The following is a 25146-nucleotide window of genomic DNA, read 5'->3' as shown; positions in this document are numbered from 1 at the left end:
ATGAGCGAGGCAACTACACTGAAACAGGGGATTCGCGAACACCTCGGGCAGTTCTCGCTGCACGTCCTGTTGGTGTTCGCAACGGGACTGACGATTGGTTCCGAGCGCACCGTCGTACCCGTTTTGGGCGAGGACGTACTCGGCGTCGAGTCGTTTCTCGTCATCGGCTCGTTCGTCGTCTCCTTCGGCTTCGTCAAGGCCCTACTCAACCTCTACGCCGGGAAGTGGGGCGAGGAGTACGGTCGCAAGCCGGTGCTCGTGCTCGGTTGGCTCACCGCGTTACCGATCCCGATAATCCTCATCTACGCCCCCAGCTGGAGCTGGATCACCGTCGGGAACGTTCTGCTCGGGATCAACCAGGCGCTGACCTGGAGCATGGCGATCAACGCCAAGATCGATCTTGCGAGCCCCGACCAGCGCGGGCTCGCCGTCGGCATCGACGAGGCGTTCGGCTACACCGGCGTCGCCGCTGGCGCCTGGATCACGGGCGTCATCGCCGGCCGGACGAGCCTCCGACCGGAGCCGTTCTACTTCCTCGCGGTCGTCGTAGTGCTCGCCCTCCTCATCTCCATTTTGCTCATCAAGGAAACGGTTCACCTCGCACAGTTGGAGGGGGACGACGACCACCACGACGCGAACCTCCCCTTCAATGAGGTGCTGAAGCGGGCAACGTACGGCGACCGAACGCTGTTCGCCGCGGCGCAGGCCGGCCACATCGAGAACTTCGTCGACACGCTGTTCTGGGTCGCGGTGCCGCTCTATCTCACGAGTCAGGGGCTCGCGATCGAAGCCGTTGGCGTCGTCGTCGGTGTCCACAGCGCGATGTACTTCCTCCAGATTGGCACCGGCGGCCTCGCCGATCGCATCGGACGGCGTCCGCCGGTCATCGCGGGGATGTTCCTCGCGGGAGCAGGCGTCCTCGGCATGGTGTTCGTCGAGGGCTATCTCCCGTGGGCCGTCCTGGCCGCAGTCTCCGGGCTGGGAATGGCGTTACTCTATCCGAATCTGATGACCGTCCCCGGCGACGCCGCTCACCCGTCGTGGCGGTCGGCGGGAATGGGCGTCTACCGGATGTGGCGGGACGCGGGCTACGGGGTCGGCGCAATCCTGATCGGCCTCGCGATGCAGTTCGTGAACGCCGAAGCCGCGTTCTACATGACGGCAATTTTGATGTTCGTCTCCGGCGCGATCGTCTACCTGTGGATGGAAGAGACCCACCCCGAGTTCGGAACGCACGAGCCACCTGCGCCAGCTACCAAACCAGCCACTCGGCCAGCGTCTGAAGACTAGATCAGTAGAACGCCCTTTTCATAGTTGGTCGCGATATCCGACCCAGATGCTGTTCGTAGCGACGCCGAGTTCCTCCCGAATCCGAACCGGTTGACCGCGATCATGTCACGGATGAGGGGAAAACTGGTCACTACGAGTTTTTCGTCTAAAGCTGCTCGTAGGTCTACTCAGTGAGCCCCTGGATAGGGATCTAACAAATGAACAAGTACAACAGTACGGAAGTTGGATGGTTTCCTCACCAAGGTTTTCGATGGGCTATCTGCCGCGAGTGCACAGAGGCGCTCGAGGGGTGATACGCGACGATCCACCGATCATCGGATTCGATCCAGGGAGAGGCGACGCGGCCACCGTCGGCGACGGTTGCCTCGGCGTCTTGATCGGGCTTGGCAGCCCAGTCTATGAACCGATGGAAAAACTCCGTCACGCCGACGAGGCTGAACAGCGCCATCCAGACGATCACCCCTACCTGGCTCGGAGAGAGTTTGTTTGGTGTATCGACGAACCCATCCAGCGGCCGGATCTCACTGACACTGTGATCGATCTGGGCTTCCTCCGAAGATGGTCCGCCCTGTGACACGACGAACCACATCGGGAGGAGTACCGCGAGCAAGAGCACAACGATAACGATAGTGCAACGATCCATGTGTGGGAATTATGCGGACGAAGAGGCCAGTAGATTCACAGCACAATCGTGCAACCTGGAGCGGGCCCGGTCCACTCATTTTCCGCTGGCTCTCGTCTCCTCGAGATGTGTCGACACAGGAGTGGCAGTATCTGAGCCTGGTCAGGCCAGGTACTCTCAGCATCCGCAATACGTGACGTTGACGGTCGGCTACCCGTCGAACCTTTCCGTATCGATCGTCTCCAGGAAGAGCGGGCTTACGGCGAGTTCGCCGGAGGCGATCCGGATGAGGCGCGGCTCGTCCCATCACGACGGGAGACGAGAACCGCGGCCAGCACCGCCACGAAGATTCCGACGGGAAGCCCGAATATCATCGCTGTTGCGAGGCCGACCGCCTGCGTCCAGAGAACCACCGCCGCGAGTCCACCGCCGGCAACGAACCCGATGATTCCCGCTATTGTCGCCCGGAGGCGACGTACCGTCCGTTCAGAGCTCCGGCCAGTGGCAGTGATTTCTTCCCGGTACGTGACGCCCAGGTGCGTGAGCAAGACCAGGGCTATCCCGGCCGTGAGGCCGGCAGGGAGCCCTAGCATCGTGGAGGGCCAGACGTAGGGGTCGAGGGCCTCGGTCACGCCGATACCGATCACGAGAAAGCCGATAATGCCGACGACCACACTCACCGCGACCTTGAGGATACTGTTCATGGTTCTTATACAGGTTAGGCGAGAAAACCCACGACTTCAGTCGTGGGATGAATCGCCGCACAGTTTGCAAACGCCGAAACCGGAAGGCTTGAGTGCCCCACGCGCGTATATTCGATTGTCGACGGAACGGTTTCCCGTTTCGGTTTGACACCCCGAAAACTGGCAGTTGACTCGGTGTTTGCCTCATCAAAACGTAAGCCCTCGGGGACGCAGACCGACACAAAACAACCAGGTACCTCCGAATCCCTCGCGGGATAGGAGTAACGGGGGCGTGGCACTCCCACCAGTTCGTCGGACTGGAAAGCCGAAGAGACCAACGAACCGCCCGTTGGCGGGCGTGGGAAGCCCACGACTTCAGTCGTGGGAGCATGTCACACGGCCGCTGAGAATATATCCCTCTTTGCTGACTCCCGGGCACAGAGAAAGATGGCTGCTGAACGAGGACGGCCACGAACGGGATCCGACCGAGAGAAACACGTGGACCTCCGCCATAGCTCCGATGGCTGCTCGGGGAGAGAACGATCGATGGCCGGAAATCGGCTACTCGTCAGCGCCCTGTCGCTGACTGCCCCTCGGCACGTATCTTCACCGGGATGGGCGTCGAGTGACGATCCGTGTTCGCGTGCTCATAGCGGTCGATATAGACGAGGATCGAGCACTCTCCCAGGCGGATTTCGTGATGACGCTGCCGAACGCATCGGGGTCGGTCAAAGCGAACGTCCTCGGCGATCGCAAGCAGCCCTCCATCGGGAAGGCGGTCTTCGGAAGCGTCACCCAGTCGGTCATCTTCGAAACCGACCGCCCCGTGTTAGTCAGTCGCGCCACTCACGACTGAGGCGGCGTTCGGATTCGCTGGCACTTCCGTTCACTCTCACGCTAGCAGTTGCTCGCAGCGGTCGTACTGAACAGCCGCTGGGCCCGAGCGAATAGACGCACGGCATCAGACGCCGCACTCGGTCCGCGTCGACATCGACGACTCGAGTAGAGCCGCAGTGTGACGCTCGAGTCGGCGAGTCCCCCTCCACATTTCCCCAGGTGATAATTCAGTGAGAGGGCCAATAGCGTTTCAAGACGACGGCTGTGGTACGGCCTACAGTCATGCAAGCGTTCGTGATGAATGAGATCGGCGAAACCGGACTCGCCGAGAAAGAGGAACCGGAAGCAGGCCCGACCGACGCAATTCTTCGTCCGACGAAGGGGCTCATCTGCACATCCGACGTACACACGGTTCACGGCGCAATCGGCGATCGGGAAAACCTCACGCTCGGTCACGAGGTCGTCGGCATCGTCGAGGAGGTCGGCGAGGCCGTGGAGTCATTCGAGCCGGGCGACCGCGCTGTCGTCGGTGCGATCACCCCAGACTGGGGGTCGGAAGCGGCCCAGGACGACCACCCGTCGCAGTCGAACGGCGCCCTCGGTGGGTGGAAGTTCGCGAACGTGAAAGACGGCACGTTCGCGGAGTACGCTCATGTCAACGAGGCGGACGCAAACCTGGCCCACATTCCCGACGACGTCAGCGACGAGGAGGCGGTGTACACTACTGACATGATGAGCACGGGGTTCATGGGTGCCGAACACGCCGACATCCCCATCGGTGGGACCGTCGCGGTGTTCGCCCAGGGTCCCGTGGGCCTCATGGCCACCAAAGGTGCGGCACTCCAGGGGGCAGGACAGATCCTCGCGGTCGAATCGGTCCCGGAACGCCAGGAACTCGCCGAACACTACGGAGCGACGGAGATAGTCGACTTCGAGGAGCACGATCCCGTCGAGCGAATCCGTGAACTGACCGACGACAGGGGCGTCGATGCCGCCATCGAAGCCCTTGGTTCCTCGGCGACGCTCGAGCAGTGCGTCGCGGTGACCAGGCCCGGCGGGAAGATTTCGAACATCGGCTATCACGGCGAGGGCGAGTACGTGAACGTCCCGCGTGAGGAGTGGGGCGTCGGCATGGCCGAAAAGGACATCGTCACCGGCCTCTGTCCCGGCGGTCGGCTCCGACTGCGACGGCTCTTACGACTCCTCGATGCGGGGCTGGTCGATCCAACGCCGATGACTACCCACGAGTTCGACTTCGACGAAATTGAAGAGGCGTTCCGGCTGATGGAGAGCAAAGAGGATGGGATCATCAAACCGCTAATTCACTTCGACTAGAATTCAAGAGCGGCCCGAGAATATAATGAGGAAGGCCGGTGACGTTTGGGTATGTACCAGACGATTCTGCTGCCGACCGACGGAAGCGACGCCGCAAACAGTGCCGTGGGACAGGCCTACGGGGTAGCCGAGCGCTTCGGCGCGACCGTTCACGTGCTCTACGTCATCGACGTGGAGCAAAACTACTCGTTCGAAGCGTCCGAGGAGGAACTGTCCGAAGCGTTTCGAGACGAGGGCGAGACCGTGACGGAGGAAGCGGCCCGCCGAGCGCCGGAGGGCGTGGACGTCGTCACGGCCATCGAAGAGGGGTCGCCACACCAGTGCATTCTCGAGTACGCCGATGAACACGGTGCGGACCTGATCACGATGGGGACACACGATCGACGCGGTCTTGATCGGTTCCTGATCGGGAGCGTCACGGAGCGCGTCCTGCGTGGGGCTGACGCGTCGGTGCTGGTGACGCGAACGGCGGCGGAGGCCGGCGTCGAAACCGCCGAACACGCCATCGAAGTGGCTCGAGACGTGCTCGCCAGTGAAGGCCACGAGGACGCGACCGTGCTCGAGGAACCGTACGAACAGGGCGGGTACTGGATCGTTCGGACGGAAGCGGACCACGAGCAGTTCAACGTTCACATCGAGCGCTCGAGTGGTGACGCTCGGGTTGCTCGGATCGAGAGACGGTGACAGTGACTGGTGACCGGTGATCGGTAACTGGTAACTGACGCGCGCCACCTCGAACTCGACTCGTCGTTGAGTTACGTCATTCCCTCGTATCTGAGAGCTGGCCGAACGTGGTAGAAACACGGCCAAGTGTACTGAACTATGCTGTCGTTTTGACGCAGACGACGTGGCCGACGAACTTTCGCAGCCACTCGACTGTCACTGTCGGCCCAATCACGACAATAGGGCGTCTGAGACTGTATGACTTGTCACTATACTTGAATTTGACAGGCCAGATAAGCGCGTACCAGCGTCTAAAACTTCGCAACTGAACTGGCGACGGGGAGGAAGGTACCCGTCACCAATCCCAGGTTAGGGTCTAATAGGTGGGTACTGATCGGATCGATACTGTCGCGCACGGTAGATAGCGCGACAGGTTGTCATGGTGGTGCGATTATTATCAATCTCGTCGCGATTCCCACTCACTTGTAATCGTCCCACGCGGTCAAAACGCAACATTCGGAGACCCCGTCTATCGGGGCTTAGTTTGGTTAGAGATGAAGGACCAGGCAGATAGTGACTGGAAGCGCAAAACAGTCCGAACTGGTGGACTGTGACGATCGACTCGGTCCGCAGACGGGCGACGAGCAAGTGGTTCCAGCAGGGGCCAACGTATACGGCACCACTGATCGTACGGCCGTGCATGGAGGCGATGGTTATCACCGACTTCGGCGGTACCGAGGTATTCGAACAACGTGAGGTCGATCGGCCGACTCCGGGGCCGACCGAGGTCCTCGTTCGTGTTCACGCTTCGTCGGTCAATCCCGTCGATTGCAAAATTCGTCAGGCGGGTTCGTGGGCCGGGATCACTCCACCGACCGTCATCGGATACGACGTCTCCGGCGTGGTCGAAGGGATCGGAGACGAGGTCACCGACTTCGAGGCGGGCGACGAGGTGTTCTACACGCCCGAGATCTTCGGCGAACAGGGTAGTTACGCCGAGTATCACGTCGCCGATGAGTCGATCGTCGCCCGAAAGCCCGAGTCGCTCTCTCACGAAGAGGCGGCGGCGCTTCCCCTCGCGGGCGGGACCGCGTGGGAGGCGATCGTCGAACGTGGCGACGTGACTGCCGGCGAGACGGTGCTGATCCACGGTGCTGGCGGCGTCGGTTCCCACGCCGTGCAGATCGCCGACGCCGCTGGTGCACGGGTAGCCGCCAGGACGAGTCCCGCGACCGTCGAACAGACCGAAGACCTCGGCGCGACGCTCGCCATCGACTACGAGTCGGAGGAGTTCGTCGAGGCGATCGAGTCGACGTTCGACGAACCGGTCGACCTGGTCTTCGACACCGTCGGCGGCGAGACGCTGGTCGAGAGCAGCGACATCACGAAGCCTCACGGGCGACTGGTCACGATCCTCGAGCCCGAAGGCGAGTGGGGCACCGCCTACCAGAAGAACCTGACCGTGGAGATGCTGTTCCTCGAGCGGGATCGACGCCCTCTCGACGGACTGCGCCGACTCGTCGAGCAGGGCCGCCTCGAGCCCGTGATTGATTCGGTCCTGCCGCTGTCGGACGTGGCGAAGGCCCACGAGATGGTCGAGGAGGGTGGCCTTACCGGCAAGATAGTGCTTTCCGTCGACGACAAGTAACGTTAGGGTATCGATCCGTTTCAATCATATTCGCGCCTTCTCTTCAGCACGCCTCGTGACCTCGAGTGTTTCACGCGCACTGGCATGCCCCTCATTTTTCCCGGTAGTCGTGGGCCCTTCCCTGATGGACGCCACCGATCGAACCATCCCGCGACGACAAGCATTGCGCATCGGCGGCGCAACTCTGTTCGGAATCGCGGGAGTCGCAAGCGGAATCGGATCGGCTGTACTCGAGCGGTCCGCACAGGAGGATGGTGAGGGCACGCAGGAGGAAACGATAGTCGCCTCGAGCGAGGCGGTCGACGTCGGATCGGACGAGAGCCTCGAAACGTGGGTGTACGACGAGCAGGTTCCCGGCCCCGAACTCCGAATCAGTGAGGGGGAGACGCTTCGTGTCTCGCTCGAAAACCAGTTGCCCGCGGAGACGACAATTCACTGGCACGGTGTTCCCGTGCCGAACCCGATGGACGGCGTCCCCGACGTCACGCAAGAACCCGTTCCGTCCGATGGGACGTTCGAGTACGAGTTCGAGACGACGCCGGCGGGGACGTACGTCTACCACAGCCACGTCGGATTGCAACTCGATAGGGGCCTCTACGGGCCCCTGATCGTCGAGGAGGAATCACCGCACGTCGAGTACGACCGCGAGTATACACTACAACTCGACGATTACCTCGAGGAGGAACCTGCGCTGGACTCGATCGAAGCCCCACCAGGCGGCGATGGCGGGATGGGTCCTGGCGGTGGCGGCGGGCAGGGCGATGGACGAGGTCCGAACGACGGTATGGGCCCAGGCGGCATGGGTCCCGGAGGCGGTGGTGACGGTGGCGGCATGGGTCCCGGAGGCGGGGATGGGCCTGACGACGGTCGCGGCCCGGGCGATGGAATGGGCCCTGGCGACGGTATGGGCCCCGACAGTCAGATGATGAGTCAACGACCGCCGTACGAAGGACTGCTCGTTAACGGTCGCCTCCCGTCGAATCCACCGGTGTTCGGCGTCGAAGAGGGCGAGCGCGTTCGTCTGCGTTTCATCAATCCGAGTAGCGCCACGACCTATCGCGTCGGCGTCGGCGGACACTCGCTGACCGTCACGCACGCCGACGGGCGACCGGTCGAACCCGTCGGCGTGGATTCGTTTGTCGTGAGCATGGGCGAGCGATACGACGCGATCCTCGAGGCAGACTCCCCAGGTGAATGGGCTATCGTCGCGGAACCCGTCGTCGGCACCGAGAATCCCGCGGAGGCGAGACTGCGGTACGAGAATACCGACGACGGCTCTGTCGACCGACCGTCGTTCGACGGCCGGGAACTCGAGTACGGCGACCTCGAGGCGCTCAAGCCGCTGGATCTCGACGGGGAACCAGACCGGATGTTCGACTTCACGCTGTCGGGCGGAATAATGGGTGGCGCCGACGCCGACGCGTGGACTATTGACGGGGAAGTGTACCCGGACGCCGACCCGCTCGAGATCAGCGAGGGCGATCACGTCCGCGTGCGGATGGTGAACCGCAGTCCGGCGATCCATCCGATGCACCTCCACGGTCACTTCTTCCAGGTCGGCGACGCGGTCAAGGACACAGTCCTTGTCGCGCCCCACGGCGATCAGGTGACGTTCGACTTCCGCGCAACCAATTCCGGCGACTGGCTGTTCCACTGCCACAACGTCTACCACCTCGAGCGGGGGATGGCTCGCGTGTTCGAATACGAGTGAGGAATACCGGGAAAACCACACCCCGGATTGATTGGGACTGCCGTAGAGGACACCCGTATGGTCAGCGCCCTCGAGTACCACGAGCGCACCAAACACTCGCCAAAAAGCGTCCAGGAGAGCGGCCACCGTCTCGATTTCGATAACAAGCCTCGCCCCTTCAAGCGCTACGAGAACCTCTCGCGACGAGCGCTATCGGACCGTGTTCGCGTGACCGGCATTCCTGCGCTGTCGGCGATCACACCTACCAACGCCGATTTCTCGCACGAGCGAGCCGTCAACCTGGACGCGCTCACGGCGCTGTCGTACTTCTCGACCGGAATCACGAAGCAACTCACCCGTCAGGGCCGCGAGCTACTCTTTCGCGCCGCGGCCTGCACTGGGGCGCTGTATCACGTCGACCTGTACGCGGTCTGTGACGACCTTGCGGATCTGAAAGCCGGCGTCTACCACGTCGAGCCCCAATCGCTGTCGCTCGACGTGATTCGCGAGGGGGACTACCGGGGCGTGCTCGCGGCCGCCAGCGATCACGACGGCGTCGCAACTGCACCGGTCACGTTCGTCGCGACGTCGACCTGGTGGCGAAACGCCTGGAAGTACCGCGACCGGACGTACCGTCACGCGTTCTGGGATTCGGGGACGGTACTCGCAAACCTGCTAGCGACCGCGGATTCGCTTTCTCTCCCCGCGGAGGTCGTCCTCGGGTTTGCCGACGAGTCCGTCGTCGAACTGCTGGGTGTCGACCCACGACGGGAAGCGCCGCTCGAACTCGTCCCCGTCGGCGCCGGTAATCGTGCGCCCGACGCACCCACCCTCGAACCAATCGATCCGACGACTGCGGCGCTGTCACCTGAAGAGAAGGAGTTCCCGCTCGTCCACGAAGCCTGGCGGGCGAGCACGCTCGAGAGCGGAGACGCCGTCCGCGAGTGGCGCTCTATTGCACGAGCGCAATCGGTCGGACAACGAAAGGGAGGTGATGGAGACCGGATCGAACTCGACCCGGTCAATTACGAGACGGAGTCGAAGCGGCCGCTACACGCGACGATCCGTCGTCGGGGCTCCTGTCGCGCCTACGAGCGCGAACCGGTGAGCTTTCGGAAATTTTCGACGGTGCTCGATCGTGCTACACGAGGCGTTCCGCTCGACGGTCGCGAATCCGACGCCTCGCCGCTCCAGTTCGTCGACGCGTACGTACTCGTCAACGGCGTCGACGACGTTCCGCCCGGCGCATACCACTACCACCCCGAGGCGGGCGAACTCGAGCGCCTGATCGACGGCGAGTGTCGCGAGGAAGCGGCCCACCTCGCGCTCGATCAGCGCCTCGGCGGGGAAGCCGCGGCCTGCGTGTACTTCCTGACGGACCTCGAGGCGGTCGTCGATCGACTCGGGAATCGGGGGTACCGACTGGCACAGCTCGAGGCGGCGGTGACCGCCGGGCGTTGCTATCTGGCGACCTACGCACATCGCAATCTCGGCGGAACTGGGCTCACGTTCTACGACGACCGCGTGACGTCGTTTCTGTCCCCGCGTGCCGACGGACAGACGCCTATGTTCCTCTACACGTTCGGCAAACCGGAGTAGAGACGTGAACCGTGTGATTACTTAGATAGCATCTATCGAATGTGCATCCATCGCTGAGCCGACTTGCGGGTCAATTGCATCGACCTGCTCTCGCAACCACTGGCCATATTGATATATCATTTAGTAGTTTATGGATCAGTTTCAGCGATCACCCGTATTACTCGATGATTCGGGACGAGCGAACGCTCTCGTGCAGTCAACTATTCTAGCCCCGACGGACGGAAGCGATGACACAGATGAAGCGATTGAAAGAGCTAAATACTGGTGAATCAGTTCGACTCGACTATTCATGCGCTGCTGTCGTCAACGAACGGTTCGTCGCTACTGACTACGACGTGTTCGAGGAAGCCGATTGCAAGGCTGAACGAGCATTGGATGAGGCGAGCGAGAAACGTAACCGGGATTGACGTCAAAAAACACCGCAGGGCTGGGATTTCGCATAGAGAATTCTTCGAGCCATCGACGAGTACGAAGGGGCCTCGACAATGGGTACACACGGACAGAACGGACTCGACCATTTCTTCAGGCCGGGAACGATACCGATCGTGGAATTCGCCGGCTTTGGTACTCGTTCGTACAGTTTTCAAATCAGACTTCAGAAAAGGGGACTCTCGAGCAAGTGACGTTCACCTGGAGCGGCTAATCGACGACGTATGTCGTGTGGCTGAGATGGGCGCGAACTCAGTACAGAGCAACTCCAGATTCGACCGCCTGGGTCCGTCAGCAACGACCGTAGGGGGCGCACACTTGCGTCCAGAAAGAGGACACCTCGGTCAGGTGAGCACCTGATGACGGTCAGGCGGAAAGAGTGTGCGTGTCCGGAGTTCGATGCTACCGAATCACCGACGCAGCGTTCTGATGAACAACTCGACGTACTCTATGAACGAGACGGTCGGCGTTCCGGGTAGATATACTGGGGGTTCGGACTGATCGAGCGGGTCGTTGAATTTGGCCGAGTTCATACACCAGTTACGGTCCAGAGGTGTTTATGCATTCGTAAATATAATACAGGAATTGAAAACTAATATTCGTGATTGTTGGGTGCTGGCGTGGTGGTGAGAATCACTGGTCGCCAGTCGCGGCGATCTACTAACCAACTGTACAGAATTCAGTCGAGAAAAACTGTGTACCGGGCTGAACGCAATTTCGTTTGGAGCTTGAGGTATAAAGAGACCCCATCGGATCGATTAGAGATTGCTGTATCCCTGGCACACGGCTTAACAATCAAGTGAATCGAAAAACGATGGGCGTCACAGTAGCCCGGGTTATGCGATTGGCAGTGTCGTGATCCCCCAACTGTCGGAGCATCCCGAGTACGTCGGGCCTGACTCGACGCTCGGCTATCTTTCCGTCCTCGAGTCGCAGGAACGCCATTGCCTCAATCTCGAACGCGTTCCCGGTCGCCTCGTGTCCCATGAACACTCCCTCGTGTGTTCCCCGCTGTGTCATCCGGACGACGACCGTGTCTTTTTCCGCGACGGTCTCTTCCGGAGTGACGACGAAATCGGGAAACGCCGTGCGTAGTTCCTTTGTGGTTTCCACGATAGCCTCTCGGCCCGTTGTTTCGCCCAGTGGAGTGGAATCGACGATATCCACGTCCAGAAACTCTCTGGCTGTGTCGTAGTTGCTCTCGTTGACGAACTCGTTCGCGAATCGACGAACGAGTTCTTTGTTTGCCCTGGTTGTCGATGCTGATGCCATACTCTCCCTCGCACGTCTGTACGCTCGGCTCGGACCCTCGCGCCCCTCGATGCCCGAATCTAACGCAAGTGTACGTTACGCCGTGAACCATGTTAACAGCTTTTCAATGTTTTCGGGGTCGCTGGCCGAGGAGATCCCCTCGAAACCCGACTCGATGCGAACCGTTGACCGATAGCACTGCTCTAAAGTGGCTTCGTACTGGATACCGATTCTGGACCTTTCACGCCGCTGTAGAGGAGAAGTGAACGAATCGAACGAAGTGTGAAAGAGTGCGCGTACCATCGCACGCCGTCCGGTCCTCCTCTATGCACTCCAGAGATCAAAGGTCAGTAGAACCAAGCGAAATCGGTCCTCGACAAATCAGCGATAATCGTGATGGATACTATATTTTGGGTACCACCTCCTGAACCGGACGAGCCGTCAGAACGATCCGAAACCACCCACTGAAAAACCATCTTATTCCAGTAAGCCGTCCATTAGGTATCAAACAGTGCGTACTTTGCCGGTATATTGGGGTGTTTTGGACGGATTAGGCGCATAAGCCGCCTCCAACCATCATCATTAAGTGACTGTCACGAGTCGTGACCGATGAGACGATGCAGAACAAGCGATCCCTCAATGTCGACGTCCCCGAATACCAGCTCGAGATTTACGACGAGGAGGCCGAACAGATGGGCTTTGGCTCCCGGGCAGCCTACATCCGCGCGATGATCAATGCTGGACGGCGGGATTTCGGCCTCGACCCCCAGGGTCAAGGGGGCGAAGACACCACTCTAGATGACCTGATCGAACAGCGTATCCTCACCCACCTGGGCCAGACTGGTTCTCTCCCCACCGACGAAATCGTCGATGGACTACTCGACGAGGTCGAGCAATCCACGACAGCGGCACTCGAGCGACTGAACGACGCCGGCGACATCGATTACTCCGTCCAGGATGGCGGGTTCGTCCTGAACCAATGACGAAGATGGCAGGGAAAGACTTCACGCGGTCATCAACTGATGCTACGACCGACCCAATCGTGACGTTTATCGAGGAGATGAAGCTGTACGGGCGATCGGAAACGACGGTCGACGATTACGAGACGACGCTTCGGCAGTTCGACGCTCACCTGGGTGAAGCGGTGCTTGCCGACGCTGACCGCATTGACTGCTTGCGATGGATCCAGGGGTTGCGCGACGACGGCTACGCTCCCGGTTCGATCCGGACGAAGGCCGTCCACCTCAACCGGTTCTACGGGTACATGGCCCAGGTCGGCACGTTCGATGCGAATCCGATGGTAGTCGTCATGGAAGAGATGAGCGAGAAGGGAGATTCCTCGCCGACGCGCCGACACGTAACTGTCGAACAGATGAGCGAGTTCGTCGACGGCGTCAAACATCCCCTCAGGCGGGCGCTCGTAACGTTGCTGGTGAAGACCGGAATGCGGGCCGGCGAAGCGTGCAACCTCGACTTGCGTGACGTCCACCTCGATGACGCCGGTGTTCGAAAACATCGTTCGAAGCCGGTCCGGGCGGCGATTCGCGATCACCCGGGTACGCTATTCGTGGACAGCACTATTGGCGTTGGAAGCGTCGTACACGGCGAAAAGCGTGTCGACGGGAACAAACGTCATCGAGACACCCGAATCCCAATCGACGAGGAGTTGCGAGACGCACTCGTACGTTGGCTGTCTGTCCGCCCCGACCCAGTCTCGGATGCCGATCCGCTGTTCGTGAGCCTCTCGAGGGATTACGGCGAACGGTTGACGAGCGACGCCGTGCGCTCTCACGTTCGCTCGGTGGCCGAAGAGTGGGGCTGGTACGCTGAAGGTGCAGGGCCGGAGGAGAACGTGACGCCACACTATTTCCGCCACTTCTTCACCACAGAAATGCGCAACCGAGTGGGAGATGCGTACGTCGTCAAGTACGTCAGAGGCGACGTTGGTGACGTGATGGACAGGTACACTCACAACTGGGAGGAACTCGTCGAGGCACCCTACCGAAACAACATCTTTCGTTTACAGGAATGACCGACCTGGCCCAAATAAATTGTATATTGCTATATTGAATGTCGCCACCATTGTCGAAAGCCAGAATACACGCCTGGGCGTTATCCGCAGTCGATTGGGCTGCAACGCGTTTCCGGACGATCGGAGAGTAAATGGGCAAAGTGAGTTCAGTACGTGATGGGTGTGTCACAGTATCCAGTGTGATGTCGGGCCTGACGGAGTGAGGTGAATTAATCCCTCGCGTCCAGTTCGTCTCATCGCTCGGCGCTCGATAGAGCACTCGTTAAGCACGTCTGAGAAGCGAACTGACCGTATCGCTGGAATTACTATCTAATCCATCAACTGATCACAATAGTCTCCGTCCTGCGGATTCACCAATAGACACTGGTTCGTTTAGCACTCCCACAGAGTCCTATCCGATACGTGATTGGTTCGAAATTTGTATGGGTTAGTAGTGCGTTGGTAGTTCAAAACACTCGTGTCTGCTCGTCCAACAATTCAGCCGTGAATTATGGAGGTGGTGAGTCTGCATTTCTACGTGCGAAACGATACTTCGAGCAGATTCGGTCGATACACTCGAGTGGACCACGCTGTGAGAGTCAAATGAGGCAATACAGTACCGTACCCATTCTCTAGAGATGTGGAATCGTCGGGATCGAGTTCCCGAACAGTCGATGGATAGAGACCGCTGCTGGATCAGTTCTCCGTTGTCCGTGAACATCGACATCGAGAACCAGCGTTGATGGGGATTATTTCGAATATACCCCAATACCGGAAACCGTTCGTAATGATTTTAGGCTGTCAGCTAGAGCGAGGATATCGTGAATCGTCTCGAGTTTGACGATCACTGTGTCATCGGTACTCTCAAGAGGTGAGCACACGGGTGACGTTTCGGTGCCAGAACCATATCTGGGACTCCGATGCTCGAGACCGTCGTTACACATCCGATCGTTCGAGGCGCGTTCTCGGTAACGGGGAAACGTATAACCCGTACTGCGCGAGTTAGTTCCATAGAAATGGAATGAGAGAGGAAATCTCGATTTCGAACGGGCTCCTCGGGTACTGGTCGGGCGAGCGATCGCCCGACGGTATCGTTCGAGACCGCTCGCTCGAGGGTAACCACGGTAACTACGGGGTCGACGCGCGCTGGATCTGGTTTACGAACCCGCGAGCGGTCAGACACGTCGGCGATCGGGAGCGAACGTACGTCTGCTACCTCGGCGGTCCGACCGGGCGGGATATCGTCGCCGCGGCCTACGACCACGAGACGCGTTCGTTTTCGACCACCGTCGTCGACGAATCGTTCTCCGACGACGACCACACGAATCCGTCACTAATCCTCCGCAACGACGGACGAATTCTGCTGTTCTGGGCGGGGCACAACGGCGACGCACTGCACTACACCGTCTCCTGTGATCCCGAAAGCGTGTCGGCGTTCGGCCCGACCCGGCGGATCCAACAGGAAAGCGTCACGTATCCGAACCCGGTCCGATCGCCCGACGATCCAGAGACGCTGTACCTGTTCTACCGGGATCGGACCTACACACGCGACGCGACGGACGATAAATACGGCTACGTGGGCGACGGCAACCTCTACTACCGAATGTCCGATGACGACGGGCTGACCTGGAGCGACCAGACGCGAATCACTGTCCCCCCGGAGGGCCACTACTCGATGTACTTCGTTCCCGCTCGCGGAGACGACGCGATTCACTTCTTCTTCACCGACGCCGAGCGCGGTGGCGATGCCCCCAAGTGGAACATCATGTACGCACAGTTTCGCAACGGACGCTTCTACGACGCTGACGGGGCATTCATCGCCCGCCCCGACGACCTGCCGATGACGAAGTCGGACCTCGAGGTCGTCTACGACTCCACCGCAACGGGGAACCACTACGCCTGGGTCTGGGACAGTGCGGTCGACGACGACGGCAATCCGGTCGTTGCGTACGCGACGTTCCCGTCGACGCTCGCCCACGAATACCGGTACGCGCGGTGGGACGGTGACCGGTGGTGCGATCACCACCTCGCGGACGCAGGACGTTACATAGCCAGACAGCCGATCGAGTTGCACTACTCCGGCGGGCTCTCGATCGACCGCGACGACCCGAGCGTCGTCTACGGCTGCGTCTCTCGAGGCGACCAGTGCGAACTACGGCGGTTCGAGACCGCTACTGGCGGTAAGACCTGGGCGGAGTTGACTGTGACGAAACGGTCGACCGGGTGCGACCTCAGGCCGGTCGTCCCGCGAAACGCCGGCGAGGACGTGCCAGTCCTCTGGATGACGGGTTCGTACAAACACATGGACACGGCACAGACCGTCCTTCGCGGGCTGCCCACCGACCAACTCATCGGGCCGACACTCGAGGGCGACGGTTCACACGGCGTCGACCTCGGGTTCGACCGCTACGACACCGCCACGTTTGCCGGCGGTATCTCCGTCGCCGCACGCCTCGAACCGCGGGACGTGACCAAGCCACAGGTCCTCGCAAATTTCGGCGGTGCAGTCACGCTTGGGATCGGTATCACGGGGGAATCGGGGATCGAATTCTCGCTGCGCGGCCCGGAAGAGGAGCGTACGGTTACCTGGGAGGACGTAGCAGCGAGCGAGCCCCATCACGTAGCGGGCGTCTGGGACGGGCGAGATCGCCTTACACTCGCCATCGACGGTGAAGTGGTCGACGAGGCTCGTTTCGACGGTCCGATCGAATTCGAGACCGACTGGGCCAGCTGGACGCTACTGAAGGGCGAGTACCTCTTCGGTCGCGGCTACGACGGAACCGCTACGGACGTTCGACTCTACAACCGGCCACTCTCGACGGCGGAGTTGCGGACGCTCGCGGAGTAGCCATGACGGTCACCTCGAGAACTTTGCAGCAGTCGACTCGAGTACCGTCGCTCCCGTTCGGTCCGGGCGGCGACGTACGACGGTGTACAGACCGTCTTCGAAGACGAGGGATACGACCTTCTCGTAACGCCTACGTCTCCGTTCCATCGATTTGGAACGATTCGCTCGACGACGCGCTCCAAGACAACGAAGAGGAGTGGGACAGTCCGCCGAGTGCGTGACCGGGGGTAAGGTAGAATCACGGGCTCGAGGTCGGATATCACGTCGTGACGGACGTCCACTTTCAGGAACTGTCCTGGACGTGACGCTGGATCTCGTGACAGGTCGAGGGTCAGTCGAACGCGACGTCGACCGGTTCGCCCGTCTCGGCGGACTCGTAGGCCGCTTCGACGACGGCGACGGCCAGCAGGCCGTCGTCCGGGGTGATCTCCGGTTCTCGATCTGCCCGAACACTGCTCACGAAGTCCTCGATGAGGCCCGCGTTCGCGTTCGTGCCGTAGAACGCCGTGTGAACGCCCGCGTTCGAACCGGACTCGGCGGTGTGGACGAGCGACTGATCCGTGTAGTCGATGCCGACCGTGGCGTCGGTGCCGGTCAGTTCGAGGGTCGCGTCGCCCCACGTGTGCCAGGCGTCCGGCTTGCTCCAGGACCCGTCGAGGAAAAACGGCGTTCCGTCCGCCAGTTCCATCGAGAGAACGTTGACGTCGTCGACCGCGATGTCGTGAAAACGCGTGCCGACCTCGGCGTACACCTCCGTGACCGCCTGACCCGTGAGGTGATAGACGAGGTCGACGATGTGAACCGAGTGGTCCATCACGGCACCGCCGCCAGCGGCCTTGGGATCGACGAACCAGCCGCCGGGCATCTGCCCACGGTTCGTTCCGGAGATCGCGAGGAGGTCGCCGACTTCGCCAGCGTCGAGGGTCTCCTTGGCCCGCTGGGCCGGACCGCAAAACCGAAGCGGCATGGTGATACCGGCACGGATTCCCGACTCTTGCCAGACGTCGACGATCGCCCGTGCGTCCTCGAGAGTCGGCGCGAGCGGCTTCTCACAGAGGACGTGGACGCCGGCGGCGGCCGCCCGCTCGAACCACTCGCGGTGGTCGGCGTTTGGCGCACAGATCACTGCGGCGTCGATACGCTCGAGAAGGGCGCCGGCGTCGGCGACGTACTCGGTGTCGTGGCGTTCGGCTGTCTCCTGGCCGCGATCGGAATCTCTGTCTGTGACACCGGCGAACTCGACGTCCTCGCGCTCGGCGAGTTCACTGGCGTAGGCGTCCGTGTGGACGTGGGCAGTCGACAGGACCCCCATCGCGATGGGTTCGTTCATTTCGTCACCTCCTCGGGTGCGACAGGGACACCGCGGTCGGCCGAGCGCTCGGCGGCGAGCGCGAGGCGAAGCGCTTCGATCCCCGCAGAAGCGCCGACCTCGGGTTCCGAACCGTCCTCGAGACAGGAGACGAAGTGGTCGAGTTCCCGCCGATAGCCGTTCCTCGCGAGCGGGCTCTCGACGGTCGCCTCGCCGTCGGTCCACTCGGCGTAGGCCGACTCCTCGGCGCTCGAGAACTCGACCAGGCCATCGTCGCCGGCGAATTCGAGTTCGACGGTAAACGGCCTCGAGTCAGGTTGGGCCCACGAGGACTCGACGTAGCCGACCGCGCCGCTCTCGAAGCGAATGGTGACGAACCCGTGTTCGGACTCGTCGTCGCGGTGGCGGCGGGCGAACACCCGCTCGATGTCGCCCCAGCACCACCGGAGATAGTCGAGGTCGTGGATCGCCAGATCGACGAAGATGCCGCCGCTCTTCTCGCGGTTGGCGAACCAGTTATCAGAGCCCCAGTCCGGGAACGGCGAGAGTCGCCGAGCGCGAGCGACGCCCTCGTTCCCGATCGCGAGGTCGCGAGCATTTCGGTAGTTCGGAAAGAAGCGGGCGACGTGGCCGACCATGAACGTCAGCCCGGCATCGGCGACGATCTCGTCGATCTCGTGAGCCTCCGAGAGCGTCCTGGCGATCGGTTTCTCCAGGAAGACGTCGACGCCGGCGGCGGCGGCCGTCCGAACCAGTTCGACGTGCGTGTGTGTCGGGGTACAGATGTCGACGTAATCGGGGTCCGTCTCCTGGAGCATCGTCTCGACGTCCGTGTAGGTTTCGGCTTCGAAGCCGAACTCCGCGACGAACTCGTCGGGACCGCTCGGCGAGGCGACGCCAACGACCTCGATGTCCATCTGGGCGTACTCCACCGCGTGGGTTCGGGCCATGAATCCCGATCCCGCGATACAAACTCGCATACTGGGCATTGACACGCCAGAGCAATATTAAACGTTTCGTGGGAGGAGTCGAAGCACAGGCCGTCCGTCTGCGAGTCGCAGCGTCGTGTCGCCCACGCGTTCCTCCCGCTCGAGGCCGAATCCACGGAATCCGCCACGAAGCCCCGTCTGAGTGAAGCCATAGCCTGCCTCTCTCAGGGTTCGGGCGCAACTGCCGGGAACGGGTGATGGCCACTGAGTAGTTGTAGATCAAGTTCGTTTTGCTCTTCGAAACACACTCGGTTGGCGATACGAGGGCGCGTTGTACACCTGCGTAGACAACCCAGTGTCCAGGATGTGGACTCGGCCGTCCGATCCGAACAGTGGCCAGATCGTTCGAGATCGTACCTCAGAAATTACACACCTAGGTCTGTAATATAAGGATGGGGAGACAAAAGGTAGGGCCGGTATAGCCGAACGTACCGCGACGGCGACCATGAAGGCCTGGAGTTCCCAAGCGCTCGTCTCTGACATACACGCGCATCGGCGGCCGATTACCGAGTGCTCAATTGCAGTCGACAGACACGATAACAGGCAACGTGTTTTATCATAGGAAACATCATCAAGCCCCCGGCGCTCCGACTCGCTCGTGATGGATTCGAACGACCTGGTCCATCACCCCGGACTCCTCGAGTTCGATCTCGTCCTCGACACGGAAAAGCTAGCAGTCCGAACCGGACCCCCAACTCACGAACCAGCCGCTCGAGCGGTGACGACCGCTGATGGTCCGAACCGTAGCCGTTGGTGTCTCCGGCCCCCCGTTCGGCGGTCACAAATACCGCATGCATCAGACCAGCGCCGCCCTCGGACGCGTTCAACTGACACACTACGACGACCCCACAGCGGGGATCCAGGACGCGATATACGACTTTTACGATCTGGTGGAGGGCGTCCCGGGCATTCACGCCCATCGACCCGACGACGAGGGAAGCAACCGCCGTTCTGAGAGAGTCCGCCGTCCAGGACGACCTCTCTCTCACGTAGCCGCATCGAGTTCGAGGACGTTCTGCGAATGGAGCGGCCTATTCGACTCGTTGGCCGCCACGGTCAGTTCGAACGGACGGGATTCGTATCTAGCAAGATCCGACTCGAGAGTTCACAGACCTACTCGTACATCGACTCGATTTTCCACGCCTCGAGCGGCGTGAACCGCGTCGGATCGAGCTCGAAGCGCCGACCGAACGGCGCGTCGGTCACGCTGCCGAACTGCATGCGGCCGTCCGCGACGTCGAGTGCGGCGAATCCGTCCTCGTGACGCTCGTAGAGGTCGCCGTGGGCCTCGAGGAGCGTCTCCTGGAGGTCCTCGGGGAGGAAGCTCAGGCCGTGATAGTAGTGGTGGCCATTGCGTTCGATGTGATCCAGTCCGAGTGTCCCCATCACCGCCAGGTCGTGGAGCAATTCGATCGGACCGATCGTGGTGAGGTCCTCGCCACTCATGACGTAGTCGCCGTCCGTCTCGCGGCGGCATTTCTCGATGAGACAGGCGTTGACGACGCCCTTGAAGACGCCCTTGCAGTTCTTGTGGCTCGTTCCGGCGTACCCACACTCGAGGGCACGACCAGCGCTGTCTAACCGGTCGTCGGACTCGTCGATGATGATCGGCGGGCTATCACTCCACTCGGAGAGGACCTCGCCCGTCTCGTCGGTAAGCGCCTGCTCGCGAGGGAGCGGCTGTTCGACGTACGCGACGTGATCGACGACGGCGGCGAGGGTCGGATCGTCGGCGTGGCGTTCCCACTGCTCTTTGAAGACGCGAACGCTCTCGTATTGCTCGTTCGCGTCGAGCGTGCAGAGATACGTGTCGTGTGTCCCCTCCTCGAGAACTGCACCGATGCGGACGAGTCGGTCTGCGTCGCGCTCTGCGTCCGCCGAGAGTTTGATCTTGAAGTGCGTGATTCCGTCGCGCTCGACGTACTCTTCGAGGGCCTGCGGGAGTCCGTCCTCGAGCCTGTTCGTCGCGTCGATTTCGTCCTGCCGGAGCGGATCCGCCAGTCCGACCGTGTGTCGAACGGCCGCTTCTCGAGCCGGGTTTTCAGGCAGGTACGTCGTGAGCGATTCGCCCTCGAGCTCGGGGTAGATTCGCCCGGGGTCGACCCCGAAGGCACCGCTGCGGATTCCGTCTGCGAAGGTGAGCTGTCGGTGGCGACAGAAGGCGTCGACGAGTGCCTGTTCGACCATGCTCACGCCGTAGCCCCAGAGCAGCGGCGGGTGTTCGGTGTCGGCGGCCCACTGACGCTGGCGCTCGTAGAGGTCGTACCAGAAGTCGAAGACGGTCGGCGCGGGTTCGAGGTCCCGAGCGTGATCGCAGGCAGCCGTGAACACCTCGAGCAGGCGCTCGTTCTGTTCGATCAGCGAGAGGTCGGGGTCCTTGAGAAACCACATTGGGGCGATTCCGACCATCGAGACGCCCGTCGCCCGCTCACCGTCGACCGCAATCTCGAGGTCGAGAAAGTGGTGGGCTCCCTCGGTTGCGACGACGTTGCCGAAGTGAAACGGCATTCGTGTGTCGTTGTTTCGCACGTACTGGTCAGCACGGACGACTTCGACTTTCATACGCAAAATCACTGTCAGGAGAGGCATAAGTGTGCGTGATTGGGGCCAACGAGACGGTCGAGCGCTCGAGAATCGGGTGGGGTCCGGTACTCTCGATTCGAGACGCTATGCCCTCAGATCGCTCGCTAAACTAGTCGCGCGTGGCTACGATATCCCAGTAGTGCTCGCGGACGCTCTGCGACAACATTGGCGGACAACGACCTGGTAGTGTGTATTCAAGCGATTGTTCTACGCTGGTACGTTCGTTTGAACCTCGAAATACGTCTATTCGACTCGAGCGCAATGCGGAGTCCAGGATCGGTCCTCGCCCGTGTTATCGTGACCATTACGTCTTGACCGTGCATAGCGACTGCGGTCACTCTTCTGGAGATGTCGTCTGAGTCTGTTTAACAGAGCCAAACATTTATTTTTCACATACGCCCATACATCTGGTATGCCCGAAGCGAAGAATCCGGTTCGAGCGGTCCAGCGTTCCCTCGATATCATCGATATCCTCCGGGACACCGGTGGGGCCCGCGTCACGGATGTCGCCAGGGACATCGGCGTCTCGAAGGGGACCGCCCACTGCCACCTGGCGACCCTCGAAGAACGTGGGTACGTCATCAACGAGAACGGTGAGTACAAATTGGGATTGCGCTTCATCGACGTCGCACACCACGCGAAGAACCGCATCGACATCTACGATATCGCGACCACGGAGGTCGACGCACTCGCTGAAGAGTCCGGAGAGATGGCACTATTCACCGTCGAAGAGGACGGCAAAGGAATCTGTCTGCATACGGCCCGGGGCGCGAAAGCCGTCCAGACCGAGATATACGTTGGGTATCGAAACGCCCTCTACCACACCGCCGTCGGGAAGGCAATGCTCGCGTTCATGCCGGTGAAAGCGCGCGACCGACTGATCCAGGACATGGAGTTCGAAGCCCTCACCCCGAACACGATCACCGGCGAGGAGGCGTTGCGCACGGAACTCGAGACGATTCGTGAGAGTGGAATCGCGTACAACCACGGCGAGACGATCCAGGGACTCGTCGGCGTCGGCGCGCCGATCCGTGACCAGGACGGGACGATCTACGGTGCGATCAGCATTATCGGTCCGGAACGCCGGATGAACGAGGAACGTCTCGAAACGGAAATACCGGAGATGATTCGTCGGGCAGTCAATATTATCGAGATCAACATTACGTCGCTGTGAACTCCTTTACATCGCCGTGAACGCCTTCGGCGAAGAAGCACGTCGGCATCAACGACCACTCGAAACGGAACTCCTCGCGTCCCAGCCTGGCGAGACGATTCGATGGCGTCTGCCAAAATCACGGTCGAACACAGCGAGCCGTTCGGCAGGTGGCCGGGGCCGCGATAGAACGTGCCCGTCGTCGTCTCGACCGAAGCCCGTTCACGGTCGAATGCGTGGCAATTGGGCGGCACAGTCTTTTCATCCTGGAGCCAGCGCACAGGATCTCTGCTTCGACCGCCAGAGCACAGTCTCTATACTCCGACCACCAGAGCTATGTTCGTTCTGGAACATCCGTTCCTATCGAATGCTCGAGATACGACCACTCACGGCCGACGACCTCGACGACGCACTGACCCTCTCGACGCAGGCCGGCTGGAACCAGCATCCCGCCGACTGGGAGCGGTTGCTCGCGTGCTGTTCAGCGGGCTGTTTCGCCGGCACCGTCGACGGCGACCTCGTCGCGACGACCACCGTGATAACCTACGGTTCTGACGGCAACGGAGCCGACGTCAGCTGGGTTGGGATGGTGCTGGTCGACGAAACCCACAGGGGCCAGGGTTTCGGCAGTCGAATCTTCGAACACGGTCTCGACTACGCACTCGGGAACGGGGGCGATATCGTCGGCCTCGACGCGACACACCTCGGAGAGCCGATCTACCGAAACTACGGGTTCGAGTCCGTCGAGCCCGTGTTTCGCTGGCAAGGAATGCTTCCTCGACCCGAAGACGTAGCGGACGAACGGGAACCGGGCACCGGTAGGGAGACTATCGAACGCCTCACCCTCCCGGACGTCGACGCCGTCTTCGAGTTCGATCGCCATCACGTCGGCGTCGACCGGAGCACGCTACTCCAGGAACTGTTCGCCGAGCCCGAGGTTCGCGGGTTCTACTCGCAAACCTCGGCCGGGATCGAGGGCTACGCGATCATCCGGCCGGGAAGAACCCACTGGCAGATCGGGCCGCTCGTGGCGGCCGAACCATCCGTGGTCGATCCATTACTTCGAGCCGTTTCGGCCGACCTTCCTGGCGAGAAGGTGATCGTCGATTCACCGGAACGGGGCGCGACCACGTCCTCCCTCGAAGCGCTCGGTCTCGCCCGCGAGCGAGAACTCGTGCGGATGACGTATCCGGATCGCGAATCGGCACTGGCCACCGAGTCCGTCCACGGATTTCTCGACTTTGCGTTCGGTTGATTCGATCCCGATTCGTCTCACGAGATTGGCTGTTAGCGATCTCATTGCGTCTAGTCGATAATTGATATCGAGTGGCCGTTTTGGACGGGAAAGCCAAGGCCGTTACGAACTCGGTCGAGTCATCTTCGCTCCTGGTTCTCGGTGAGCGACGAGCGACCGAACCACGAATCACAGTCACGAGCGTGTAAGTATCTGCGTCACGGTCGGGAGCTCTCGCTAAAATTTGTCAGTTTCGAGTTTTGTTTGGTCGATTCGTCATTAGTAGTGTATAATACTCCCACTACAACTCCAGATACTCTCTCGACTTCCTCTCCACTCACTGGGAAAGCACACAACGCGAAACTCGACGACGTAAGTTTCGTGTAGAGCGTAGTCGACGGCCCGAGCTGACCGCTCAACTCTGCTCTAATGAGAGCAGGGAGAGTGTCGTAGCCGACAACCAAGAATACGGCTTCAGAAGAAACGTATTGCACGATCGATCGACTCAGGAACTCCGTTCTGGGTCGCTGTCGCATCATCAAAGTCGACGACGCGAGGAAACCGATTCGACCTCATTAATCTTGTGCAATTATATCAATACCTACTCCTGAAGATATTGGCAAAATAGTATCACTACCGGTTCGAGACGGCTTCGTCGGCCTCACCACACACCTCGTTCTGCTGACTCACACGAGAGCAATGCTCTCGTGGACGGCGTGAATCTACTCGTGCGTACACGGCAAAATAACCCTAGCCGAAGTCCGATCTCTCAGACCCTACTCGATTCCGCTACTAGCCGTAAAGATCGCTGAGCGAGAAAAAGGACCTTGCCTTCGTCGACGAGGACACCAGGGCACCCTCGAGAACGTCAGCGAAGAATTAGCGGGAACCATCGTCGGTGATCGATCTCGAGGAAAGACGAATTTGAAGATGTAGTGGAGAACTGGCCGGCAACGACGGAATACGCCGGGA

18 protein-coding genes are annotated in these 25146 nt (G+C 60.8%); 12 read left to right on the top strand and 6 right to left on the bottom strand.

The genetic code is table 11. The features are described 5' to 3' along the window. Positions 1-1290: an MFS transporter gene (locus tag NGM15_RS02795; RefSeq protein WP_253435000.1), complete on the top strand. Its 1290-nt coding sequence runs from the start codon at positions 1-3 to the stop codon at positions 1288-1290. Between the two features lie 235 nt (positions 1291-1525). Here the strand turns inward: NGM15_RS02795 and NGM15_RS02790 are convergent, their stop codons facing one another. Both NGM15_RS02790 and NGM15_RS02785 read right to left on the bottom strand, forming a co-directional pair. Beyond that, on the bottom strand, positions 1526-1879 hold the full coding sequence (locus tag NGM15_RS02790) for a hypothetical protein (protein ID WP_253434997.1): 354 nt from the start codon (positions 1877-1879) through the stop codon (positions 1526-1528). 290 nt (positions 1880-2169) lie between these two features. Beyond that, on the bottom strand, positions 2170-2616 hold the full coding sequence (locus NGM15_RS02785; protein WP_253434994.1) for a DUF8147 domain-containing protein: 447 nt from the start codon (positions 2614-2616) through the stop codon (positions 2170-2172). Positions 2617-3238: 622 nt separating this feature from the next. Between NGM15_RS02785 and NGM15_RS02780 the strand changes: the two genes are divergently transcribed. The 6 genes from NGM15_RS02780 (at position 3239) to NGM15_RS02755 (ending at position 10367) form a co-directional block, all read left to right on the top strand. Beyond that, entirely contained in the window at positions 3239-3451 is a 213-nt protein-coding gene (locus NGM15_RS02780) for a hypothetical protein (RefSeq protein WP_253434991.1), read from the top strand. 263 nt (positions 3452-3714) lie between these two features. Next, entirely contained in the window at positions 3715-4767 is a 1053-nt protein-coding gene (locus NGM15_RS02775; protein WP_253434989.1) for an NAD(P)-dependent alcohol dehydrogenase, read from the top strand. A 51-nt stretch (positions 4768-4818) separates the two neighbouring features. After that, positions 4819-5451: a universal stress protein gene (locus NGM15_RS02770; RefSeq protein ID WP_253434986.1), complete on the top strand. Its 633-nt coding sequence runs from the start codon at positions 4819-4821 to the stop codon at positions 5449-5451. A gap of 679 nt (positions 5452-6130) precedes the next feature. Beyond that, the gene (locus NGM15_RS02765) at positions 6131-7078 is read left to right on the top strand and encodes a zinc-binding dehydrogenase (protein ID WP_253434984.1); all 948 of its coding nucleotides are present in this window, start codon (positions 6131-6133) and stop codon (positions 7076-7078) included. A gap of 124 nt (positions 7079-7202) precedes the next feature. Continuing rightward, positions 7203-8789, top strand: a complete 1587-nt coding sequence (locus NGM15_RS02760) for a multicopper oxidase family protein (RefSeq protein ID WP_253434981.1) — start codon at positions 7203-7205, stop codon at positions 8787-8789. Positions 8790-8846: 57 nt separating this feature from the next. Next, complete coding sequence (locus tag NGM15_RS02755) at positions 8847-10367, top strand: SagB/ThcOx family dehydrogenase (protein ID WP_253434978.1); 1521 nt, start codon at positions 8847-8849, stop codon at positions 10365-10367. A 1224-nt stretch (positions 10368-11591) separates the two neighbouring features. Here NGM15_RS02755 and NGM15_RS02750 read toward each other — a convergent pair. Continuing rightward, positions 11592-12068, bottom strand: a complete 477-nt coding sequence (locus NGM15_RS02750; RefSeq protein ID WP_253434975.1) for an ester cyclase — start codon at positions 12066-12068, stop codon at positions 11592-11594. A 596-nt stretch (positions 12069-12664) separates the two neighbouring features. On the opposite strand from NGM15_RS02750, the gene NGM15_RS02745 reads away from it, so the two are divergent. The 3 genes from NGM15_RS02745 to NGM15_RS02735 all read left to right on the top strand — a co-directional run bounded on the left by NGM15_RS02745 (position 12665) and on the right by NGM15_RS02735 (position 16906). After that, the gene (locus NGM15_RS02745; protein WP_253434972.1) at positions 12665-13030 is read left to right on the top strand and encodes a DUF5805 domain-containing protein; all 366 of its coding nucleotides are present in this window, start codon (positions 12665-12667) and stop codon (positions 13028-13030) included. Beyond that, positions 13027-14079, top strand: coding sequence for a tyrosine-type recombinase/integrase (locus NGM15_RS02740; RefSeq protein WP_253434969.1), 1053 nt, complete (start codon positions 13027-13029; stop codon positions 14077-14079). The genes NGM15_RS02745 and NGM15_RS02740 overlap by 4 nt, the downstream gene beginning before the upstream one ends. 1000 nt (positions 14080-15079) lie before the next feature. Beyond that, positions 15080-16906 carry a BNR-4 repeat-containing protein gene (locus tag NGM15_RS02735; protein ID WP_253434967.1) on the top strand — a complete coding sequence of 609 codons (1827 nt, stop codon included), beginning with the start codon at positions 15080-15082 and terminating at the stop codon, positions 16904-16906. Positions 16907-17237: 331 nt separating this feature from the next. On the opposite strand, the gene NGM15_RS02730 is transcribed toward NGM15_RS02735, so the two are convergent. The 3 genes from NGM15_RS02730 to NGM15_RS02720 form a co-directional block, all read right to left on the bottom strand. Beyond that, positions 17238-18236: a Gfo/Idh/MocA family protein gene (locus NGM15_RS02730; protein ID WP_253434964.1), complete on the bottom strand. Its 999-nt coding sequence runs from the start codon at positions 18234-18236 to the stop codon at positions 17238-17240. Further along, positions 18233-19195: a Gfo/Idh/MocA family protein gene (locus NGM15_RS02725; protein ID WP_253434961.1), complete on the bottom strand. Its 963-nt coding sequence runs from the start codon at positions 19193-19195 to the stop codon at positions 18233-18235. The genes NGM15_RS02730 and NGM15_RS02725 overlap by 4 nt, the downstream gene beginning before the upstream one ends. A 1122-nt stretch (positions 19196-20317) precedes the next feature. Next, positions 20318-21766 (bottom strand): enolase-like domain-containing protein, encoded by a 1449-nt coding sequence (locus NGM15_RS02720; protein ID WP_253434958.1) that lies wholly within the window; start codon positions 21764-21766, stop codon positions 20318-20320. Between the two features lie 433 nt (positions 21767-22199). Between NGM15_RS02720 and NGM15_RS02715 the strand changes: the two genes are divergently transcribed. Beyond that, positions 22200-22961 (top strand): IclR family transcriptional regulator, encoded by a 762-nt coding sequence (locus NGM15_RS02715; protein ID WP_253434955.1) that lies wholly within the window; start codon positions 22200-22202, stop codon positions 22959-22961. A 346-nt stretch (positions 22962-23307) separates the two neighbouring features. Further along, entirely contained in the window at positions 23308-24195 is an 888-nt protein-coding gene (locus NGM15_RS02710; protein WP_253434953.1) for a GNAT family N-acetyltransferase, read from the top strand. The last annotated feature ends 951 nt before the right edge of the window (positions 24196-25146 follow it).

The organism is Natronosalvus halobius (assembly GCF_024138145.1).
Lineage (GTDB): Archaea > Halobacteriota > Halobacteria > Halobacteriales > Natrialbaceae > Natronosalvus > Natronosalvus halobius.
The sequence above is the reverse complement of the archived record's forward strand: the minus strand, read 5'-3'. Positions and strand labels throughout refer to the sequence as shown.

Bases quoted from the DNA above. Each gene is read 5' to 3' on its own strand.
- NGM15_RS02795 (WP_253435000.1), top strand. From the start codon at position 1: ATGAGCGAGGCAACTACACTGAAACAGGGGATTCGCGAACACCTCGGG.
- NGM15_RS02790 (WP_253434997.1), bottom strand. From the start codon at position 1,879: ATGTGGTTCGTCGTGTCACAGGGCGGACCATCTTCGGAGGAAGCCCAG.
- NGM15_RS02785 (WP_253434994.1), bottom strand. From the start codon at position 2,616: ATGAACAGTATCCTCAAGGTCGCGGTGAGTGTGGTCGTCGGCATTATC.
- NGM15_RS02775 (WP_253434989.1), top strand. From the start codon at position 3,715: ATGCAAGCGTTCGTGATGAATGAGATCGGCGAAACCGGACTCGCCGAG.
- NGM15_RS02770 (WP_253434986.1), top strand. From the start codon at position 4,819: ATGTACCAGACGATTCTGCTGCCGACCGACGGAAGCGACGCCGCAAAC.
- NGM15_RS02765 (WP_253434984.1), top strand. From the start codon at position 6,131: ATGGAGGCGATGGTTATCACCGACTTCGGCGGTACCGAGGTATTCGAA.
- NGM15_RS02760 (WP_253434981.1), top strand. From the start codon at position 7,203: ATGGACGCCACCGATCGAACCATCCCGCGACGACAAGCATTGCGCATC.
- NGM15_RS02755 (WP_253434978.1), top strand. From the start codon at position 8,847: ATGGTCAGCGCCCTCGAGTACCACGAGCGCACCAAACACTCGCCAAAA.
- NGM15_RS02750 (WP_253434975.1), bottom strand. From the start codon at position 12,068: ATGGCATCAGCATCGACAACCAGGGCAAACAAAGAACTCGTTCGTCGA.
- NGM15_RS02745 (WP_253434972.1), top strand. From the start codon at position 12,665: ATGCAGAACAAGCGATCCCTCAATGTCGACGTCCCCGAATACCAGCTC.
- NGM15_RS02740 (WP_253434969.1), top strand. From the start codon at position 13,027: ATGACGAAGATGGCAGGGAAAGACTTCACGCGGTCATCAACTGATGCT.
- NGM15_RS02735 (WP_253434967.1), top strand. From the start codon at position 15,080: ATGAGAGAGGAAATCTCGATTTCGAACGGGCTCCTCGGGTACTGGTCG.
- NGM15_RS02730 (WP_253434964.1), bottom strand. From the start codon at position 18,236: ATGAACGAACCCATCGCGATGGGGGTCCTGTCGACTGCCCACGTCCAC.
- NGM15_RS02725 (WP_253434961.1), bottom strand. From the start codon at position 19,195: ATGCGAGTTTGTATCGCGGGATCGGGATTCATGGCCCGAACCCACGCG.
- NGM15_RS02720 (WP_253434958.1), bottom strand. From the start codon at position 21,766: ATGAAAGTCGAAGTCGTCCGTGCTGACCAGTACGTGCGAAACAACGAC.
- NGM15_RS02715 (WP_253434955.1), top strand. From the start codon at position 22,200: ATGCCCGAAGCGAAGAATCCGGTTCGAGCGGTCCAGCGTTCCCTCGAT.
- NGM15_RS02710 (WP_253434953.1), top strand. From the start codon at position 23,308: ATGCTCGAGATACGACCACTCACGGCCGACGACCTCGACGACGCACTG.